Source organism: Spirosoma aerophilum (genome assembly GCF_054782495.1).
On sequence record NZ_BAAGSJ010000017.1, the window covers coordinates 309620 to 325719 of the forward strand.

Sequence of the window (16100 nt, forward strand, 5' to 3'; positions counted from 1 at the left end):
TTTGATCCGTGTTTTTTCATAATGGATAAAAACACGGGTTAAAACCCGTGGGTACAGCTATGGGTACAATTAGCCACTCATCAACGATTTATAAACAACAGCTAATTGCTTTTTGAGATTATCGGTGGCCCGTTGCAGCAGCGACTCCACCGCGCCAACGCTGATGGCCATAACGGCGGCTGTTTCGATGTTGTTCAGCCCTTGTACTTTGGTGAGGATATACGCAGTTTTTTGCTTCTCCGAGAGCTTGTCGATGGCCTTAAACAGTATGGCGGCCTGTTCTTTATTCTCCAGTGTACTGCCAGGGTGCGAAAAATCGGTGGGCTGGTGGAGCGTTTCTCCGGTGTGTGCGTCAAACAGGCTCGTCAGGAAGGCAAAGCGTTTTTGGCGTTTCTGGTGTTTGAGGAAATCCAGCGATTTATGGACCGCAATGCGATAAAGCCAGGTTGTTCCGCTAGCGTCGCCTTTGAAGCTCCCGGCCGACCGAAACACCTCGACATATACATCCTGCGTAATGTCTTCGGCATCCTCGCGGTTTCGGACATAGCCAAGCACCAGGTTAAAAACCCGGGTTTTGGTTTGTTCATACAGGTACCGGAAAGCGTCCTGATTGCCTTGCCGGACAGCCTCAATCAATACGACCAGGTCGTTTGTGTCGGTCACGTTTACTCAGACCGCCAGGGCGGTTAAATACCCAACGCTTTCAGGATTTTTTCCGCGTCGAAGGTGTCAATCGACGGGAAATAAATGTCATAAGCCTCCTGCTGGAGTTTGATGGCGTAGGTACGGTGGAAAAAATAACGACCGTATTTTATGACGTAGTTGAGTATGAAAAACCGATAGGCTTCCGGTAAGAACCGAATTTCGTTTTCGGTGAGGGGAAAAACGCGGTGATATTCTTTTAAAAATAATAAAAAACGGTCTTCCATTAAGGGGCCAATGACATAGCTGAAGACCGTTCGGTCACCGATGTTGGAAACGACCCGGCTGAAAAAATAGAAATCCATGACCCGGTAACTAATTCGGAACCAGTCATAATCCCAGCGCGAATAAAGCTCCAGCTCGTTGGTAACCGAAAAGTTGCCGATGTTCCAGTCCACAAATACGGGCATGGTTTCGACGGTGCCCGCCACCAGTTTCTGGCGATTTGTCAGGAACAGTTCACATTGGTGTTTCAATTCGTCGATGTGCATCCGGTGTTCAAACTGGCCCGTTTCTGTTTCCAACAGATCGAGCAAATCCCAAACATCCGAGCGTAAAGTTTTGCTGGATTTGGGCAGTACCGGACTCACCCGCGAACAGGCTTTGTGAAAGCGGGCAATTTCCCGACCAAGGGTACGAATGTGGTGCTCTTCCAGTCGGCGGGGAAGCTTTAATTGAATACGAATAGGATTGTAAAACACAACCCAGGCATCGAGGAACCCATCTCGATGCCGGTACGTATATACCTGCCCGTCGCGAACGAGAGACTTGGCCAGCACATTTTCAAACGGATAGAGCAGGTTGTTCGCCAGCGCATGGATGATCTGGTGATCTTCTAAAAACTGTTCGTATTTACCGAAATAAGAGAGTTTGGCAATAATATGATCGCCATCCTCGAACGTAACTCTAAAGACGTGGTTCGTCGAAACCTTGGCACTGATATCTTCTATCGTATCAATCTGAACAGAACCATCAAAGTCTGCCCAGGCTTTTTTTATGATCGAGGAGTAATCAACAAGACGCATTGTACATTGGTAAAGGGGTGTAGCAAGGAAATGGTGGAGTGAGTCAACTAATTTGCAGACCCTACTGCACCTTTTTACCAATAATACTCACTACACCAACGTCGCTAAATAATTTCAAAATATCGTTTCAGTTCCCAGTCGCTGACCTGGCGGATGTACTGTCGCCATTCCCAGTCGCGGGTGCGGGTAAAATGGTCAACAAACTCGGTGCCAAACAGTTCAGCCGCCACGGGCGAATTGGCCATGGCACGCGTTGCTTCGGCTAAATTTGAGGGTAAGATCCCATTTCGTTTGTCGGCATACCCGTTTCCGACGGAGGCTGGTATGTCGAGAGACAGTTTATGGCGAATGCCGTAAAGGCCCGATGCCAGCGCGGCCGATAGGGCCAGATAGGGGTTAGTATCCGAACCCGACACCCGATGCTCCACCCGTGTATAAGCTTCTTTATGGTTCAGCACCCGCAAGGCCGTAGTCCGGTTATCGACCGACCAAGTTACGGTAGTGGGTGCCCAGGCGCCTTCGATCAGCCGTTTGTAGCTGTTGATGGTTGGTGCAAACATGGGCGTGATGTGGGGTAAGCAGTAGAGTTGACCGGCTATGAAGTGGCGCATCAGCTCGCTCATGTTGTCGGGCTGGGTGGCGTCATAAAACAGGTTCTTTGTCTGGTCAGCGTTCCACAGGCTCTGGTGAATGTGCCCGCTGCAACCCGGCAGGTCGGCATTCCATTTCGCCATGAACGTAGCAATAATGCCATGCCGGTAGGCTATTTCCTTCACTCCGGTCTTGAACAGGGCAGCTTTGTCGGCGGCTCGGACCACCTCATCGTGCATGATAGCGGCTTCGTATACGCCCGGCCCGGTTTCGGTATGGAGCCCTTCCAGCGGAATATCGAATTGGCCCAGCAAATCGAAGAGGTCGTGGTAGAACGCACTTTCGAGGGAGGGGCGCAGGATGGAATAGCCAAACATACCTGGCGTTAGCGGCTCCAGGTTCTGAAAATTTTTGTCTTGTAAGCTCCTGGGTGTTTCGCGGAAGTTGAACCACTCGAACTCCTGGGCGTATTCGGCGTGGAAGCCCATGTCGGCGCATTGAGCCGCAATGCGCTTGAGCAGGCTGCGCGGACAGGCTGCCAGCGCGTAGTGAGTCGGCTTTTTGTCGGAACCGGGCGTGAAATCGGCCAGGAAAAACGGGATGTTGTCTTCCCAGGGCAGTTGCCGAAAGGTGGCCAGATCGAGCCGAACGGGTGCGTCGGGATAGCCGGACTGCCAGCCCGTCGTCTGTCCGTTATCGTAGGGCGTATCCGACACGTCCCACCCCCACACAACGTCGCAAAAACCAAAGCCATCGGACAGACCATCCAGAAATTTCTGGCGGTGAATGATCTTCCCGCGCAGCACCCCATCAATATCGGTAAACGCGTATTTGATTTTAGGGCTGTCGCTCTGTTGTATGAAGTCGATAATGTCTTGCTGATTCATGGATTGCCAAATGTCGGTGAAGGCGATTCAGGTCGACCAAAGGTACTGACATCATCCCAAACTTTGCCCATTTCCTCCCAAAGTCCGGGGGCTTCGTCACACTGATTTCAGGGGGCGGCAGTCATGTGCTTGTTTTGATTCATCGAAACGGCGCACGTGTCGCCGGGTACAAATTGGAAACTATTCGTATCCTTTACCTTTGGCAATAACTAATGGAAACGAACTTAGACAAAATGCCCCAACGAACCGTATCTCTCGTGGCGAAGCAACCTATTTCTTCGCCACTTATCCGGTTCTGGGAAACGTGGGGAATCTGGCTTCTTATTGTCGTTGGCACGCTTGTCTTGTTCCTGTTTACAAGCTTTGGGGATGTTGAGCAAGGTTTTAGGGATGGGCTGGGCAGCAAGGAGCCTATTTCATTCATTGTGGCTCTTGTGGGTACCGCCTTTGTACTTGTTTTTTTTATCGTGTTATTATGGGGCCTTTCGCATATTTATTATTCCCTGTTTCATCGGCATGTCTTCAAAAACAATAAGTTGCCTTATACCGTGCTGTATGTTGTTTGTCTTCTTCTACTCTGGAATGGCAGCGCGGATGGATTAGCTAAGGTATTTGACAAGTATAATCTGGAGCAGAAGAAAAATTCCGGGGCTTACAACGAAATGTTTGCCTCGGCACTAACGTCGTTATTATTGATTTGTATGGTCGTCTACGGCTTTATAATAGACTTTCGTAAAAACCGTAAGCTCCAAATTACCCTCATCCAGCAACGCACCCAGGCCGAACTCGATGCCCTGAAAGCCCAGGTCAATCCGCACTTTCTGTTCAATTCGCTCAACAACATCTACGGCACGGCCATTCTGGAAGACAGCCCCCACACCGCCGAGAGTATCCAGCAACTATCGGGTATTGTACGCTATGTGATGGAAGAATCCCGGCTGAAAACGACAGACATTCAACGCGAACTTCGCTTTATCGACGACTTTGTTGAACTCCAGCGCCTTCGACTCCCGAATCAGGATAACATCGACATTCAGGTGACCATCGACTGGGACGAAAAGCCCGCCCGGATTGTGCCGCTGCTGCTGAATCCACTTATCGAAAATGCCTTCAAATACGGTATCAGTATGCAATACCCCTGTTTTGTTCACATTCGGCTGCGAGTGCAGGAGGGAACGCTTCACCTTACCACAGAGAATAGCGTTCTGAACCGCACTGACCTGGAAAAAGGTATTGGCTTGGGGCTGGCCAACGTTCGTCAGCGCCTGGAACTGGCCTATCCAGACCGGCATACCCTGACCGTTGTTAACCGCGGTAATACTTTTTTAGTAGATTTGACTGTAACCCTATACGCCTAAACAATACCCGCTCATGACAACTGTTACCTCATTTTCATCAGAAGAGCATATTCAGCCTGTTGCCCCACCTCAAAACGCGTATCCAACTCTCACGCAGATTTGGGCGTTGATAGGCATATTTCTGCTGGCACAGATTCCCGCTGCCCTACCGATGGTTGGCTTAAAAGCCGTTGCCGATAGCTACGCGCTGCCCTTTCTGGATACCATCGGCCAAACGCTGGCCTACAGTATTGGTATGGGGCTCACCATCTGGTACGCGTTCAGGAAACGGGGGAGCTATTCGTTGTCCTTTGCGTCGGTTCCGGCTTTGGCCTATCTGGTATCGGCGGTTGGCCTGATTGCTATGGGTGTACTGGCCGAGCCTATTGTGAGCGCCATTCCCATGCCCGATGCCGTGCAGGAGATGATAAACAAAATGTTCAACAAGAATATGGTTATATCGGCGGTAATTGCCGCGCCAATCCTGGAAGAAATTCTGTTTCGGGGTATTATTCTGGACGGATTTCTGAAGAACTACCGCCCTGCCAAAGCCATTATCTGGTCGGGCATAATTTTTGGCCTTATTCACTTCATTCCAGCCCAGGCCCTGAACGCGGCTTTCATTGGTGTTGCGCTAGGCTGGTTGTATTACCGTACCCGTTCGCTTACGCTCTGCATGTTTCTGCACTTTGTGAACAATGGTCTCAGCTCGCTCTCGCTGCTGACTGATGAAACGCTGGACATGAGCCAGAACCAGACCCGCGAGTGGATGGGAAGCGATGTTTATTATATGGCCTTACTGGTGGGTTGCGCGGCAGCTTGCGTTGCCTGTTATCGGCTTTTGGATCGAATCTTGCCAAACGCTCAGGTTGTTCATCCTTAACCCATGCCGCCAACCCTCCGCTGCATCGCCATCGACGACGAACCGATTGCGCTCGATATTATAAAAGCACATGCCGGTAAAGTGCCGTTTTTGGACTTGAAACGCACGTTTTTGAATGCGTTCGACGCGTTAACGTTCCTGAATACGGAAGCTGTCGACCTGATCTTTCTGGACATCAACATGCCCGACCTGACGGGGCTGGACTTCGCTCAGGTGGTTGGCAACAAATCGTTGGTGGTGTTCACGACAGCTTATCCGGAATACGCTTTGCAGGGGTTTGAACTGAGTGCGCTGGATTATCTGCTGAAGCCTATTGCCTTCGGGCGGTTTATGCAGGCGGCCAACAAAGCCTACGAACGTTTGGCAGGTGATTCGAAGAAATCGCCCTTCGTCTTTGTAAAAGATGGCTACGACTGGGTACGAATCAATCTGGAGGAGTTGCAGTATGTCGAATCGGAGGGCAATTACCTGACGTTTCAGGAAACCGGCAAAAAAGCCCTCACCCGCATGACCATCACCGAAGCCATTGACCTGCTCCCCGCCGATCAGTTCATGCGGGTTCATAAGTCCTACATCGTCGCCCTCGACCGCATCGAGAAAATAGAGCGACACCAACTAACCATCGGCAAGGCGCAAGTCCCCCTGGCCGGTTCTTACCGCGATGAGTTAATGGAACGGGTGAAGTAAGGTCTGGGCCAAGCTCCGGCTTGGCCATGTATGATTAGTTGGGCCAAGCCGGAGCTTGGCCCAGACCTTACTTCTCATTATCCAGATTGAAATGCAACCCTCTGTTCTCTCGTCGGGCCATCGCCATTTTAATGACCAGATAAGCCACTTCGATCATGTTCCGGAGTTCGCAGATGGGCACCGATACTTTCGACTGGCGGTAGAGTTCTTCATGTTCCAGATAGAGGAGTTCAAGCCGGTCCATGGCCCGTTTCAGACGCCGGTTCGAGCGGACAATACCCACGTAGTTCGACATGATCGACTCCAGCTCTTTCTTCATCTCAGTGACCAGCACCAGTTCTTCGGGGTGGGTGGTTCCGGCATCGTTCCAGTCGGGTATGTTGTCGGGAATAACGGCCCCGCCGAGGAGCTCGACGGTTTTTTCGAAGGCCCGATGGCCAAAGACCACCGCTTCGAGCAGGGAGTTGGACGCCAGTCGATTGGCCCCATGCAGGCCCGTGCAGGAGCATTCGCCCACGGCGTACAGGTATTGAATGTTCGTTTGGCCCCATTCATTGACCCGGATGCCTCCGCAGAGGTAATGCTGCGCCGGAACGACCGGAATATAATCTTTCCGCAGGTCCAGCCCCAGATGGTCGCGGCAGTAGGCCGTAATATTTGGGAAATGCTCGATGAACTTCTCGTAATCGCAGTGGGTCACGTCCAGGTAGACGTGCGGATCACCGGCTTTTTTCATTTCGGAGTCGATGGCACGGGCCACAATATCGCGCGGGGCCAGCGACAGGCGCGGGTCGTAGTTCTCCATGAACGTCTCGCCCTTTCGGGTCCGCAAGATTCCGCCAAAGCCCCGAACGGCTTCGGAAATGAGGAAGTTAGGCTTTTTGCCCGGCTCGTAAAGGGCGGTGGGGTGGAACTGGATAAACTCCATATCTTTCCCGATTCCCTTGGCGCGGTAGGCCATCGCGATGCCATCGCCGGTGGCAATATTGGGATTGGTCGTATTCTGGTAAATGTTGCCAATGCCGCCGGTAGCCAGCAGCGTTGTTTTCGCCAGGAACACCTCGACCTGACCCGTCTGGGTGTTCAAGACATAGGCACCAAAGCATTTGTTGTCTGTATCGTACCGATGAACGGTTTCGCCAAGCTGGTGACGGGTGATGAGTTCAACGGCGTAGAAATGGGTGAAGATCTCAATCGACTTCAGCGAGTTCGCTTTTTCGAGCAGGGCCCGCTCAATTTCGGCTCCGGTAATATCTTTAAAGTGCAGAATCCGGTAGTCGGAGTGACCGCCTTCTTTGGCGAGGTCATAGTCTGTACCGCCATGTTCCTTGTCGAAGCGGGTGCCGTAGCTGATCAGTTCCTGAATGCGCCCCGGCCCTTCGTTCACCACGATCTCAACAATATGCCGGTCGCTGAGGTAGTCGCCCGCCACCATGGTGTCTTCAATATGCTTCTCGAACGAATCATCTTCCGACCACACGGCCGCGATACCGCCCTGTGCGTATTTGGTGTTGGTTTCGTCGGCCTGCACTTTCGTGATGACGCCAATACGCACATCCTGTTGCAGGTTTTCGAAGTGCATGGCCAGCTTGGTGGCGTAACTCAGGCCCGCAATCCCGGAGCCAATAACTAAGAAATCGAATTGATGGGGCATTGGTTTTTTATTTGGCAGGTCTTATACGGAGTTGTTCGTTGCTTAGTATAGAGAAGCTATTCGTTAGCTCATCTCCCTGTTTCAAGATTACCTCCATAACCCGTTTGGACTTTTCTGCACTATTCATTTTTAAAAGTCTGACTAACAAAATTCCACAATGATTCATACGGAGACGGTGGACCAGCTCACCAAAATCTTTATCCTCTGTGAGCAGAATTGCATTTCTGTCTACAGCAATTTGTAATACTTGTGTATAACGAACGCTCATCCTGCATGGGCGTAGACAACCTCGTTTTTTATTGTCTCCGAAGCGAACAGCAGACAGGCATAAAGTCCTTCTTCTGTAACACGTGGGTGTGATGCTACTAACTGAGGTAATGTTTCACCGTTACCAAGTTCTCTAAAACCAAATCAACCGGAATACGTGTACCCTTAATAACAGGCTTGCCAAACATAATGGCTGAGTCTGAAGTGATATAATTTCTCCAGTTCATAACTCTCCTGGTGTTTAAGGATCTTTTAGATTATCACTTACTCAACTCCAGCATCCGTGCCACGGACTCATACGCTTTCAGTCGCACATCTTCCGGAACAAGGATCTCCGGTTGTTCGTAGAGCATGGCGTTATACAGCTTCTCCATCGTGTTCATTTTCATGTATGGACATTCCGAACAGGCGCAGGTATTATTCTGGCTGGGCGGGGCCGGAATGATCTTTTTGTGCGGTGCGGCCTCCCGCATTTTGTGCAGAATCCCCGCTTCGGTACCAACAATAAACGTTTGCTCCGGGCTGTCGACCACGTATTTCAGCAGCGCCGTTGTGGAGCCTACGTAATCGGCTTCGCTCAGAATGTGCTCCTGACATTCGGGGTGAGCAATGAACTTGGCTTCGGGATAGTCGGCCCGGAGTTTATGCAGCTTCTCCAGCGATATGTCGATGTGAACGATGCAGGCGCCGTCCCACAACACCATGTCGCGGCCGGTTTTCTTCGAGACGAAGCGGCCGAGGTTGGCGTCCGGTGCGAAAATGATCTTCTGATCTTTCGGCAGGCTCTCGACAATCTTTAAGGCGTTCGATGAGGTAACGATAATGTCAGACAACGCCTTGATCTCGGCCGAGCAGTTGATGTACGACAGCACGATGTGGTCGGGATACTGCGCTTTGAAAGCTGCAAATTTATCCGCAGGAGCTGAGTCGGCGAGGGAACAGCCTGCGTTGAGGTCGGGGATAACCACCTTCTTCTCGGGCGATAAAACCTTGGCCGTTTCGCCCATAAAATGGACGCCACAGAACACGATCATGTCGGCGGGGGTAGCGGCTGCCTGTTGGGATAGACCCAGGCTGTCACCAATGTAATCGGCTATATCCTGAATGGCCCCATCGACGTAATAGTGAGCCAGGATAACGGCATTCTTTTCTTTTTTTAGCCGGTTAATTTCGGCGACTAAATCTATATCTTCGGCAACGGGTTTGTTGACATACCCAACGCGCTGAACTTCTTCCAGGAGTGCTTCCATTAGCAGGATTAAAAGCGGTTTTTATAGTAAACACTGAATCATGGTAAAATGTCACGCTGTCCACCAATCCCTCTTGTATTCTATAAACTCTATGAGAGGATAATGAACGTTGTGAGTTGGTCGCTGCGCGACTATCGGATGACCGTAACGGGGCGAATTTCAGTAAATCAACCGGGCTTTCAAACAACGACTGGTATTTGATTAGTTTTGACAGTAAGCAGACCTCTTCATGACCGACGATTTTCTTACGCTTCGCATTACCCGTATTCAGTCAGAAACAGCCGATGCTAAAAGCTACTTTCTGGAACCGGTCGATGGGCAGCCGGTTCTACACCGTGCCGGGCAGTTTCTGACCTTACTCCTGCGCTACAATGGGCACGAAGTTCGGCGGTCGTACTCGCTGAGTTCAGCGGCTAATGAGCCACTGCGTCTGACCATTAAACGAGTGGAAAACGGAGAAATTTCCCGGTATCTACTTGATACGCTACGCGTTGGCGATGAATTGAAAAGTCTGCACCCCGCCGGTCGATTTACCGTCGATGAAAACGCACCCGGCGATCTGGTGCTGCTAGGCGCGGGCAGCGGCATAACACCTTTATTCTCGATTGTAAAAACAGTTCTGTGGACGGAACCGAACCGACGCATAACCCTGCTGTACAGTAGCCCCCGCGAGCGAAACATCATTTTTCGTACGGAACTTGACGAGCTACAGCGTCAACACCCCGACCGCTTTCGGCTGATTTATCTGCTTAGTAGCCCATCCGATGACTGGAACGGTCGGCGGGGGCGACTCAACAACGTCATGCTCGAACGGCTCTTGCCCGACCTGATCGGCACCTCAGATTCGCAGACGCTCCGGTTCTACATCTGTGGCCCCGGCGATTATATGCGGATGGTTCAGTTTACGCTCGTCTTCAGCGGGTTTCGCTCGGACCAGATTCGGCGGGAAGATTTCGTTATTAAACCGGTTGTGCTGACGCCCCCGCCCGCCCTGGCGCAGGATCGGACAGTACTGCTGCGTATTCGGCGACGCGAGGCTGAACCTCGTGAGGTGGAAATTCAGGTCCCGGCCTATAAATCTATTTTGCAGGCCGCTCTGGATGAGGGCGTTCATTTGCCTTATAGTTGCCGGGGCGGGCGTTGTTCGACCTGCGTGGCCCGCTGCACATCGGGAAGCGTCCATATGACGATCAATGATGTACTGACCGAGCGTGATCTAAGGGAAGGCTGGGTGCTGACCTGCACCGGCTATCCGGAAAGTGATGGGGTGGTGATTGAGGTGTGATGTAGCGCGGGTCTTTAGCCCGCGTAGCCATCAGGCTAATTTGATAATGAAATTTTTAGCCTGACGGCTACGCGGGCTAAAGACCCGCGCTACATTACACCTTCGTTTTCAAAAACTCGATAACCACATTCAATCCTTTTTGGTAATGGTTATTGTTGGGGATGACGATATCCGCTTCAGCACGATAGGGCTTGATAAACTGCCGGTAGGTGGGTTTTACGTGGTATTTCCAGCGGTACATCACATCGTCGAGGTCGTAGCCGCGCTCTTCGGCGTCGCGCTTGACCCTACGTTCGAGCTTGATGCTGTTTTTAGCGTCGATGAAAATTTTCAGGTCCATCTGGTCGGCCAGTTCGCGGAAGTGGAATACGAAGATACCTTCGACCACAATGATGGGGGCCGGGTGAAACGTCAGCATCTTCGGGATGACGTTTGGATTATTGAACGTATACTCCTTCTGCGTAACGATTTCGCCATTGCGTAGCTGCCCAATATGGTCCGCGTAGAGATGGTGGTTGATCGTTTCGGGCAGGTCGAAATTATGGATTCCCTGATCGTCTACCGGGATCATATCGCGACTCAGGTAATAATTATCCTGCGAAATCAGACAAATCTGGTCCTCCGTAAAGGCACTGAGAACACCCTTTAAAAAAGACGTTTTTCCCGAAGCACTGCCGCCGGTAATGCCGACGATAAACGGTTTTTTGGTCATGGTTGTACCTGGAGTCGGTAACAAGGTAACTGGTTAATGATGAAGTGGCAATAAAAAAAGCGGTCCACTTTGGGGTAAGTGAATCGCTTTTATGTCGAAATGAGTGAGTTCTCTAGGCTACGATCGCTTCGGCAAGTACCAGTACTCGGTTCTGGAGTACTTCAACTACGCCACCGTCAACGGTAAAGGTCTGCTGTCCCGAGCTTGTCTGAACAATAACCTGACCTTTATCCAGCGTGCTTACCAGCGGGGCGTGGTCATTCAGAACCTGAAATTGACCTTCGCTCCCCGGAAACGTAACCGCCGTGGCTTCGCCGGAGAAGACTTTACGATCGGGAGTGATAATATCTAGTGTCATACGAGAAAGATGTATGATGTATGATATATGATGTATGCTATATGAAGTTGGCCGATAACGCTTGTCATATATTATACATCATACATCATATATCTTTTATAAAGCTCCTTTTACAAAATTAAGTACGCTGCCGATCTGGCTTTTGGCGGCTGGTTCGGCCGCTTTAGCGACCAACCCGCCCTGATTGAGCTTGCCAACCGATGCCATTGCGGTTGAGATCAGCGACTGACCGGTGGTGGCACTGCTGCCGCCGAGGGCCGACAGGGCACCCCCGATATTTGACAGACCGCCGGTAAGCTGGCTGCCTTTCCCGAGTAAAGAACCTGCTGCCAGAATCCCTTCGAGCTGATTGCCTCCCGACGCCAGTTTCGCCAGACTAACTGCTTTGCCTAACGCACCACTGCCTAATGCACCGGTTGGAATAAGCGGAAGCAAGGCTTTCAGCTTACCCGCCTGAGCCAGTAGCTTGTCTTTAAACGAAGTCGGCTTTTGCTGAGCTTCGGCTTCAAGAGCAGAAATCCCGGTTTCGAGTTCTTTCGTTGTGGTTGTCTTATCGCCCTTATCGAGCGCGGCTACGGCATTGTCCAGGTGGGCTGTAGCTGCATTGGCATCGTCCTGAACCAGCGTTGCCCGGTCTGGAACAACCGTCAAGTCCTTACCGGTGCCACCCGCTGTTAACGTCGTTGCCGTTAAGCCAACAGACAAAAGGGCCATTCCTACTCGCAATCGAATCGTTTTCATAAAACAAGGTTGTCTTTATTACTTAACTAATTTGACTGGAGGAAGGAAGGGTTCTAAACCGTGTACGTTCACGAGATTTTGTATCTGTGAACGTACACGGAATCAGAGGATTACTGGCCAGACTCTTTCAGCAGACGCTCGCCTTTGGCAACAGCGTCTTCGATAGTTCCAACCAGGTTGAAAGCAGCTTCGGGCAAGTGGTCATACTTACCGTCGATGATTTCGTTGAAGCCTTTGATGGTATCTTCGATGGGAACAAGCACACCTTTCAGACCGGTGAACTGCTCAGCTACGAAGAACGGCTGCGACAGGAAGCGTTGTACCCGACGGGCGCGGCTTACGATCAGTTTGTCTTCTTCCGATAATTCTTCCAAACCCAGGATGGCAATGATGTCCTGCAATTCTTTGTAGCGTTGCAGAATCTCTTTCACGCGCTGAGCGGTGTTGTAATGTTCATCGCCCAGAACTTCGGCCGACAGAATACGGGACGTAGAATCAAGCGGGTCAACGGCAGGATAGATACCTAGCTCGGAAATTTTACGGCTCAATACGGTCGTAGCATCCAAGTGAGCAAAGGTGGTAGCCGGAGCCGGGTCAGTCAAGTCATCGGCAGGTACGTAAACGGCCTGTACCGAGGTGATCGAACCACGCTTGGTTGAGGTGATCCTCTCCTGCATGACACCCATTTCGGTAGCCAGCGTAGGCTGGTAACCCACGGCCGATGGCATACGACCCAGCAGAGCCGATACCTCGGAACCCGCCTGGGTGAACCGGAAGATGTTGTCAACGAAGAACAGAATGTCACGGCCTTCGCCTTCACCGTCGCCATCGCGGAAGTGTTCGGCAATGGTCAATCCTGACAGGGCTACACGGGCACGTGCTCCCGGTGGCTCGTTCATCTGACCGAAAACGAAGGTAGCCTGACTGTTCGTCATTTCCTGAAGATCGACTTTCGTCAGATCCCAGCCACCTTCTTCCATCGAATGTTTAAAGGCATCGCCGTAGCGAATAATGCCGGCTTCGATCATTTCACGCAGCAGGTCATTTCCTTCACGGGTACGCTCACCAACACCGGCAAATACGGACAGACCCGCGTATGCTTTCGCGATGTTGTTGATCAATTCCTGAATCAATACAGTTTTGCCTACACCGGCACCACCGAAGAGACCAATTTTGCCCCCTTTGGCGTAAGGCTCCAGCAGGTCGATTACTTTGATACCGGTAAACAGTACTTCGGTCGATGTAGCAAGGTCTTCAAATTTAGGCGCCGAGCGGTGAATCGGTAAGCCAACACCAGTTGTGGTTGGCTGTGGAATGCCGTCAATGGCTTCGCCTACGACATTGAAAAGCCGCCCCCGGATGCCTTCGCCCGTTGGCATAGTGATCTGGTGGCCCAGGTCAACAACATCAATACCGCGGTATAGTCCGTCTGTTGAGTCCATCGCGATAGTCCGTACACGGTCTTCGCCTAAGTGTTGCTGAACTTCCAGAATTACCTGTTGTCCATTGGCTTTAGTTACTTTTAGGGCGTCCAGGATGGCGGGAATCCGCGAGCCTTCGCCCTCGAAACTCACGTCCACGACCGGCCCGATTATTTGCGTAATCTTACCTGTATTGACTGCCGTTGCCGTACTCATTTGTATAAGATATTCTTTTATTATATGTTGCCCATTGTTTGGGAATGCAAAAGTAGGAGAAAAACAGCGTAAGGTCAAGGAACCCTCTAGTCATTTTCCTCCTGATTCTTACCGGAATAGGTTTGGCACTAAGGTTTTTACGATAAAAAGTAAACAAAAGCGGCCCTGGGCGGATTTGTACAAAAGTTAGTTTAGCCCTAGTAACCGTTAATTAATCATCATTAATTAGCGTATGACCCTCCGGAAGAATTCAACCTGTGTGCAACCGTCAATACATTCATAACCTACTGCCTCACTACTCATGCTTCAACAACGTTCCAGCGGCATACTGCTGCATATTACCTCATTGCCTTCGGCCCATGGCGTTGGTGATTTAGGCCCGGAAGCGTACCGATTCGCTGACTTTCTGGCCTCGTCCGGACAAACCTACTGGCAAATTTTACCGCTGGCCCCGGCCGATCCAGGTTCCGGATTTTCTCCCTACAGCAGTCCATCGGCCTTTGCTGGTAACGTATTGATGATTAGTCTGGAGAAACTGGCTGACCAGGGTTTTCTGGCGCACGATGAGTTCTCTATTTTTAGCGAGCTGCCCGTTGAGGATGATGCGGCAGCAAAACCACCGGGGGCTAAAGGGAGTGGGTCAACGGCTTTGCCGGCCGGGACCATTACGCTAACCCCGTCGATACTTCAAAAGGCCTGGACAAAAAAACGGCCGTTGTTAGTACAGGCCGCCAAAGCTTTTCTTGAAAAGGCGACCGCAGCGCAGCGTAGTGATTATGATCGTTTTTGTATGTGGCAGGCTGACTGGCTCAACGATTATGCCCTGTTTACCGCTTTGCAGGAGTCAACCGGTGAATCGGTCTGGGCACGATGGCCGATTGACATCGTACGCCGGGAGCCCGCGGAAATGGCCCGGCAAACGGAACTACATCAGGAAGAAATTGAGGTCATAAAAGTCATTCAGTACTTTTTTATGCAGCAGTGGAGTGAGTTGACGGCCTACTGCTACGCAAAAAAGATTCATCTCATCGGCGATATTCCCATTTATGTTCAGTTCAACAGCGCTGATGTGTGGGCCAATCCAACGCTGTTCAAGCTGGATGAAGATTTTCAGCCCTTGTTTGTGGCGGGTGCTCCGCCCGATTACTTTAGTAAATATGGCCAGCGGTGGGGGAATCCTATTTATGACTGGGATGAACACGAACGAACAGGCTTTGCCTGGTGGATGCGCCGGTTGCGGCACCAGATGTCATTATACAGTCTGACTCGCCTGGATCACTTTCTGGGATTTGCGGTTTACTGGGAAATTCCCGCCAGCGAACCCACCGCTCAGGTGGGGGAGTGGATAAAAGCACCCATCGAAGCCTTCCTGCACGCTATGTACCGGCAGTTTGTGCAGCTACCCATCATTGCTGAAGACCTGGGGGCTAAGGCCGCCGACATACAGCCGATTCTGCGTCACTACGCCATTCCGGGAATGCGGGTCATGCAGTTTGGCTTTGGTGAAGATATGCCCACGTCGAGTTATGCCGTTCATAACCACGCCGAGAATTTTGTTGTCTACTCCGGCACTCACGATAATAACACGACGCTGGGTTGGTTTAAGGAACTGGACAAAAAGCAGCGCCAGCGCATGAGCGATTACCTGGGTATCAAATTGACGGAAAAGAACATCGTCGACCAGATCTGTCGCCTGACCATGCAGTCGGTAGCCCGGCTGGCTATCATGCCCGTGCAGGACATCCTGAACCTCGACGAGACCAACCGCATGAACACGCCTGGCCTGGGAGGACAAAGCTGGCAATGGCGGCTGAAGCCCGGTCAGTTGACGGATGAAGTCGCTGCTAAATTATTGAAACTTACACAAATGACCGGCCGGGCATAACCTCACGGGCAGCCGGTTAGCTGAATCAGACAATAGCTTTATCGATCAATAAATTTCTGAATATTACTTAAAAAGGGAGTGCTGATAACCTGTTTGCAGGGTCGTCAGCACTCCCTTTTTCGTATAGATAAGCAACGTTTTTTTGTCTCTTTGCCAATTCAATCTATCAGTAAGCGATGCCTATTTTACTAAATATAAG

The 16100-nt window shown here is 51.1% G+C and carries 16 protein-coding genes; 5 read left to right on the forward strand and 11 right to left on the reverse strand.

The window, feature by feature from the left end; genetic code table 11:
• Positions 1 to 69 precede the first annotated feature (69 nt).
• The 3 genes from ACYVK4_RS23745 to ACYVK4_RS23755 form a co-directional block, all read right to left on the reverse strand.
• Complete coding sequence (locus tag ACYVK4_RS23745) at positions 70 to 663, reverse strand: RNA polymerase sigma factor (protein ID WP_461130056.1); 594 nt, start codon at positions 661 to 663, stop codon at positions 70 to 72.
• Between the two features lie 23 nt (positions 664 to 686).
• The gene (locus tag ACYVK4_RS23750; protein ID WP_461130057.1) at positions 687 to 1727 is read right to left on the reverse strand and encodes an aminoglycoside phosphotransferase/kinase family protein; all 1041 of its coding nucleotides are present in this window, start codon (positions 1725 to 1727) and stop codon (positions 687 to 689) included.
• A gap of 104 nt (positions 1728 to 1831) precedes the next feature.
• Positions 1832 to 3205, reverse strand: coding sequence for a glutamine synthetase family protein (locus ACYVK4_RS23755; protein ID WP_461130058.1), 1374 nt, complete (start codon positions 3203 to 3205; stop codon positions 1832 to 1834).
• Between the two features lie 212 nt (positions 3206 to 3417).
• Between ACYVK4_RS23755 and ACYVK4_RS23760 the strand changes: the two genes are divergently transcribed.
• The 3 genes from ACYVK4_RS23760 to ACYVK4_RS23770 are packed head-to-tail and all read left to right on the forward strand — an operon-like array spanning position 3418 to position 6112.
• A complete protein-coding gene (locus ACYVK4_RS23760) occupies positions 3418 to 4563 on the forward strand; it encodes a sensor histidine kinase (RefSeq protein WP_461130059.1) in 1146 nt (381 codons plus the stop codon).
• Positions 4564 to 4576: 13 nt separating this feature from the next.
• Positions 4577 to 5425, forward strand: a complete 849-nt coding sequence (locus ACYVK4_RS23765; protein WP_461130060.1) for a lysostaphin resistance A-like protein — start codon at positions 4577 to 4579, stop codon at positions 5423 to 5425.
• A 3-nt stretch (positions 5426 to 5428) separates the two neighbouring features.
• Complete coding sequence (locus ACYVK4_RS23770) at positions 5429 to 6112, forward strand: LytR/AlgR family response regulator transcription factor (RefSeq protein ID WP_461130061.1); 684 nt, start codon at positions 5429 to 5431, stop codon at positions 6110 to 6112.
• 67 nt (positions 6113 to 6179) lie between these two features.
• Here the strand turns inward: ACYVK4_RS23770 and nadB are convergent, their stop codons facing one another.
• The 4 genes from nadB to nadA form a co-directional block, all read right to left on the reverse strand.
• Positions 6180 to 7766, reverse strand: coding sequence for an L-aspartate oxidase (gene nadB, locus ACYVK4_RS23775; protein ID WP_461130062.1), 1587 nt, complete (start codon positions 7764 to 7766; stop codon positions 6180 to 6182).
• Between the two features lie 7 nt (positions 7767 to 7773).
• Positions 7774 to 8034: a DUF5615 family PIN-like protein gene (locus ACYVK4_RS23780; RefSeq protein ID WP_461130063.1), complete on the reverse strand. Its 261-nt coding sequence runs from the start codon at positions 8032 to 8034 to the stop codon at positions 7774 to 7776.
• Between the two features lie 97 nt (positions 8035 to 8131).
• Complete coding sequence (locus tag ACYVK4_RS23785) at positions 8132 to 8260, reverse strand: DUF433 domain-containing protein (RefSeq protein ID WP_461130064.1); 129 nt, start codon at positions 8258 to 8260, stop codon at positions 8132 to 8134.
• Positions 8261 to 8293: 33 nt separating this feature from the next.
• Positions 8294 to 9283 (reverse strand): quinolinate synthase NadA, encoded by a 990-nt coding sequence (nadA, locus tag ACYVK4_RS23790; RefSeq protein WP_461130065.1) that lies wholly within the window; start codon positions 9281 to 9283, stop codon positions 8294 to 8296.
• Between the two features lie 229 nt (positions 9284 to 9512).
• On the opposite strand from nadA, the gene ACYVK4_RS23795 reads away from it, so the two are divergent.
• On the forward strand, positions 9513 to 10568 hold the full coding sequence (locus ACYVK4_RS23795) for a 2Fe-2S iron-sulfur cluster-binding protein (protein ID WP_461130066.1): 1056 nt from the start codon (positions 9513 to 9515) through the stop codon (positions 10566 to 10568).
• Positions 10569 to 10662: 94 nt separating this feature from the next.
• Here the strand turns inward: ACYVK4_RS23795 and udk are convergent, their stop codons facing one another.
• From udk to atpD, 4 genes are all read right to left on the reverse strand, one after another.
• A complete protein-coding gene (gene udk, locus ACYVK4_RS23800) occupies positions 10663 to 11280 on the reverse strand; it encodes a uridine kinase (RefSeq protein WP_461130067.1) in 618 nt (205 codons plus the stop codon).
• Between the two features lie 112 nt (positions 11281 to 11392).
• Positions 11393 to 11638 (reverse strand): ATP synthase F1 subunit epsilon, encoded by a 246-nt coding sequence (atpC, locus tag ACYVK4_RS23805; RefSeq protein ID WP_461130068.1) that lies wholly within the window; start codon positions 11636 to 11638, stop codon positions 11393 to 11395.
• 96 nt (positions 11639 to 11734) lie between these two features.
• Positions 11735 to 12379 carry a hypothetical protein gene (locus ACYVK4_RS23810; protein WP_461130069.1) on the reverse strand — a complete coding sequence of 215 codons (645 nt, stop codon included), beginning with the start codon at positions 12377 to 12379 and terminating at the stop codon, positions 11735 to 11737.
• 110 nt (positions 12380 to 12489) lie between these two features.
• Positions 12490 to 14016 (reverse strand): F0F1 ATP synthase subunit beta, encoded by a 1527-nt coding sequence (atpD, locus tag ACYVK4_RS23815; protein ID WP_461130070.1) that lies wholly within the window; start codon positions 14014 to 14016, stop codon positions 12490 to 12492.
• Positions 14017 to 14317: 301 nt separating this feature from the next.
• Here atpD and malQ point away from each other — a divergent pair, with 301 nt between their 5' ends.
• Positions 14318 to 15901: a 4-alpha-glucanotransferase gene (gene malQ / locus ACYVK4_RS23820; protein WP_461130071.1), complete on the forward strand. Its 1584-nt coding sequence runs from the start codon at positions 14318 to 14320 to the stop codon at positions 15899 to 15901.
• The last annotated feature ends 199 nt before the right edge of the window (positions 15902 to 16100 follow it).

What these genes read in the sequence shown, in the direction of transcription:
- ACYVK4_RS23750 (WP_461130057.1), bottom strand. Translation starts at nt 1,727, where the DNA reads ATGCGTCTTGTTGATTACTCCTCGATCATAAAAAAAGCCTGGGCAGAC.
- ACYVK4_RS23755 (WP_461130058.1), bottom strand. Translation starts at nt 3,205, where the DNA reads ATGAATCAGCAAGACATTATCGACTTCATACAACAGAGCGACAGCCCT.
- ACYVK4_RS23760 (WP_461130059.1), top strand. Translation starts at nt 3,418, where the DNA reads ATGGAAACGAACTTAGACAAAATGCCCCAACGAACCGTATCTCTCGTG.
- ACYVK4_RS23765 (WP_461130060.1), top strand. Translation starts at nt 4,577, where the DNA reads ATGACAACTGTTACCTCATTTTCATCAGAAGAGCATATTCAGCCTGTT.
- ACYVK4_RS23770 (WP_461130061.1), top strand. Translation starts at nt 5,429, where the DNA reads ATGCCGCCAACCCTCCGCTGCATCGCCATCGACGACGAACCGATTGCG.
- nadB (WP_461130062.1), bottom strand. Translation starts at nt 7,766, where the DNA reads ATGCCCCATCAATTCGATTTCTTAGTTATTGGCTCCGGGATTGCGGGC.
- ACYVK4_RS23780 (WP_461130063.1), bottom strand. Translation starts at nt 8,034, where the DNA reads ATGAGCGTTCGTTATACACAAGTATTACAAATTGCTGTAGACAGAAAT.
- ACYVK4_RS23785 (WP_461130064.1), bottom strand. Translation starts at nt 8,260, where the DNA reads ATGAACTGGAGAAATTATATCACTTCAGACTCAGCCATTATGTTTGGC.
- nadA (WP_461130065.1), bottom strand. Translation starts at nt 9,283, where the DNA reads ATGGAAGCACTCCTGGAAGAAGTTCAGCGCGTTGGGTATGTCAACAAA.
- ACYVK4_RS23795 (WP_461130066.1), top strand. Translation starts at nt 9,513, where the DNA reads ATGACCGACGATTTTCTTACGCTTCGCATTACCCGTATTCAGTCAGAA.
- udk (WP_461130067.1), bottom strand. Translation starts at nt 11,280, where the DNA reads ATGACCAAAAAACCGTTTATCGTCGGCATTACCGGCGGCAGTGCTTCG.
- atpC (WP_461130068.1), bottom strand. Translation starts at nt 11,638, where the DNA reads ATGACACTAGATATTATCACTCCCGATCGTAAAGTCTTCTCCGGCGAA.
- ACYVK4_RS23810 (WP_461130069.1), bottom strand. Translation starts at nt 12,379, where the DNA reads ATGAAAACGATTCGATTGCGAGTAGGAATGGCCCTTTTGTCTGTTGGC.
- atpD (WP_461130070.1), bottom strand. Translation starts at nt 14,016, where the DNA reads ATGAGTACGGCAACGGCAGTCAATACAGGTAAGATTACGCAAATAATC.
- malQ (WP_461130071.1), top strand. Translation starts at nt 14,318, where the DNA reads ATGCTTCAACAACGTTCCAGCGGCATACTGCTGCATATTACCTCATTG.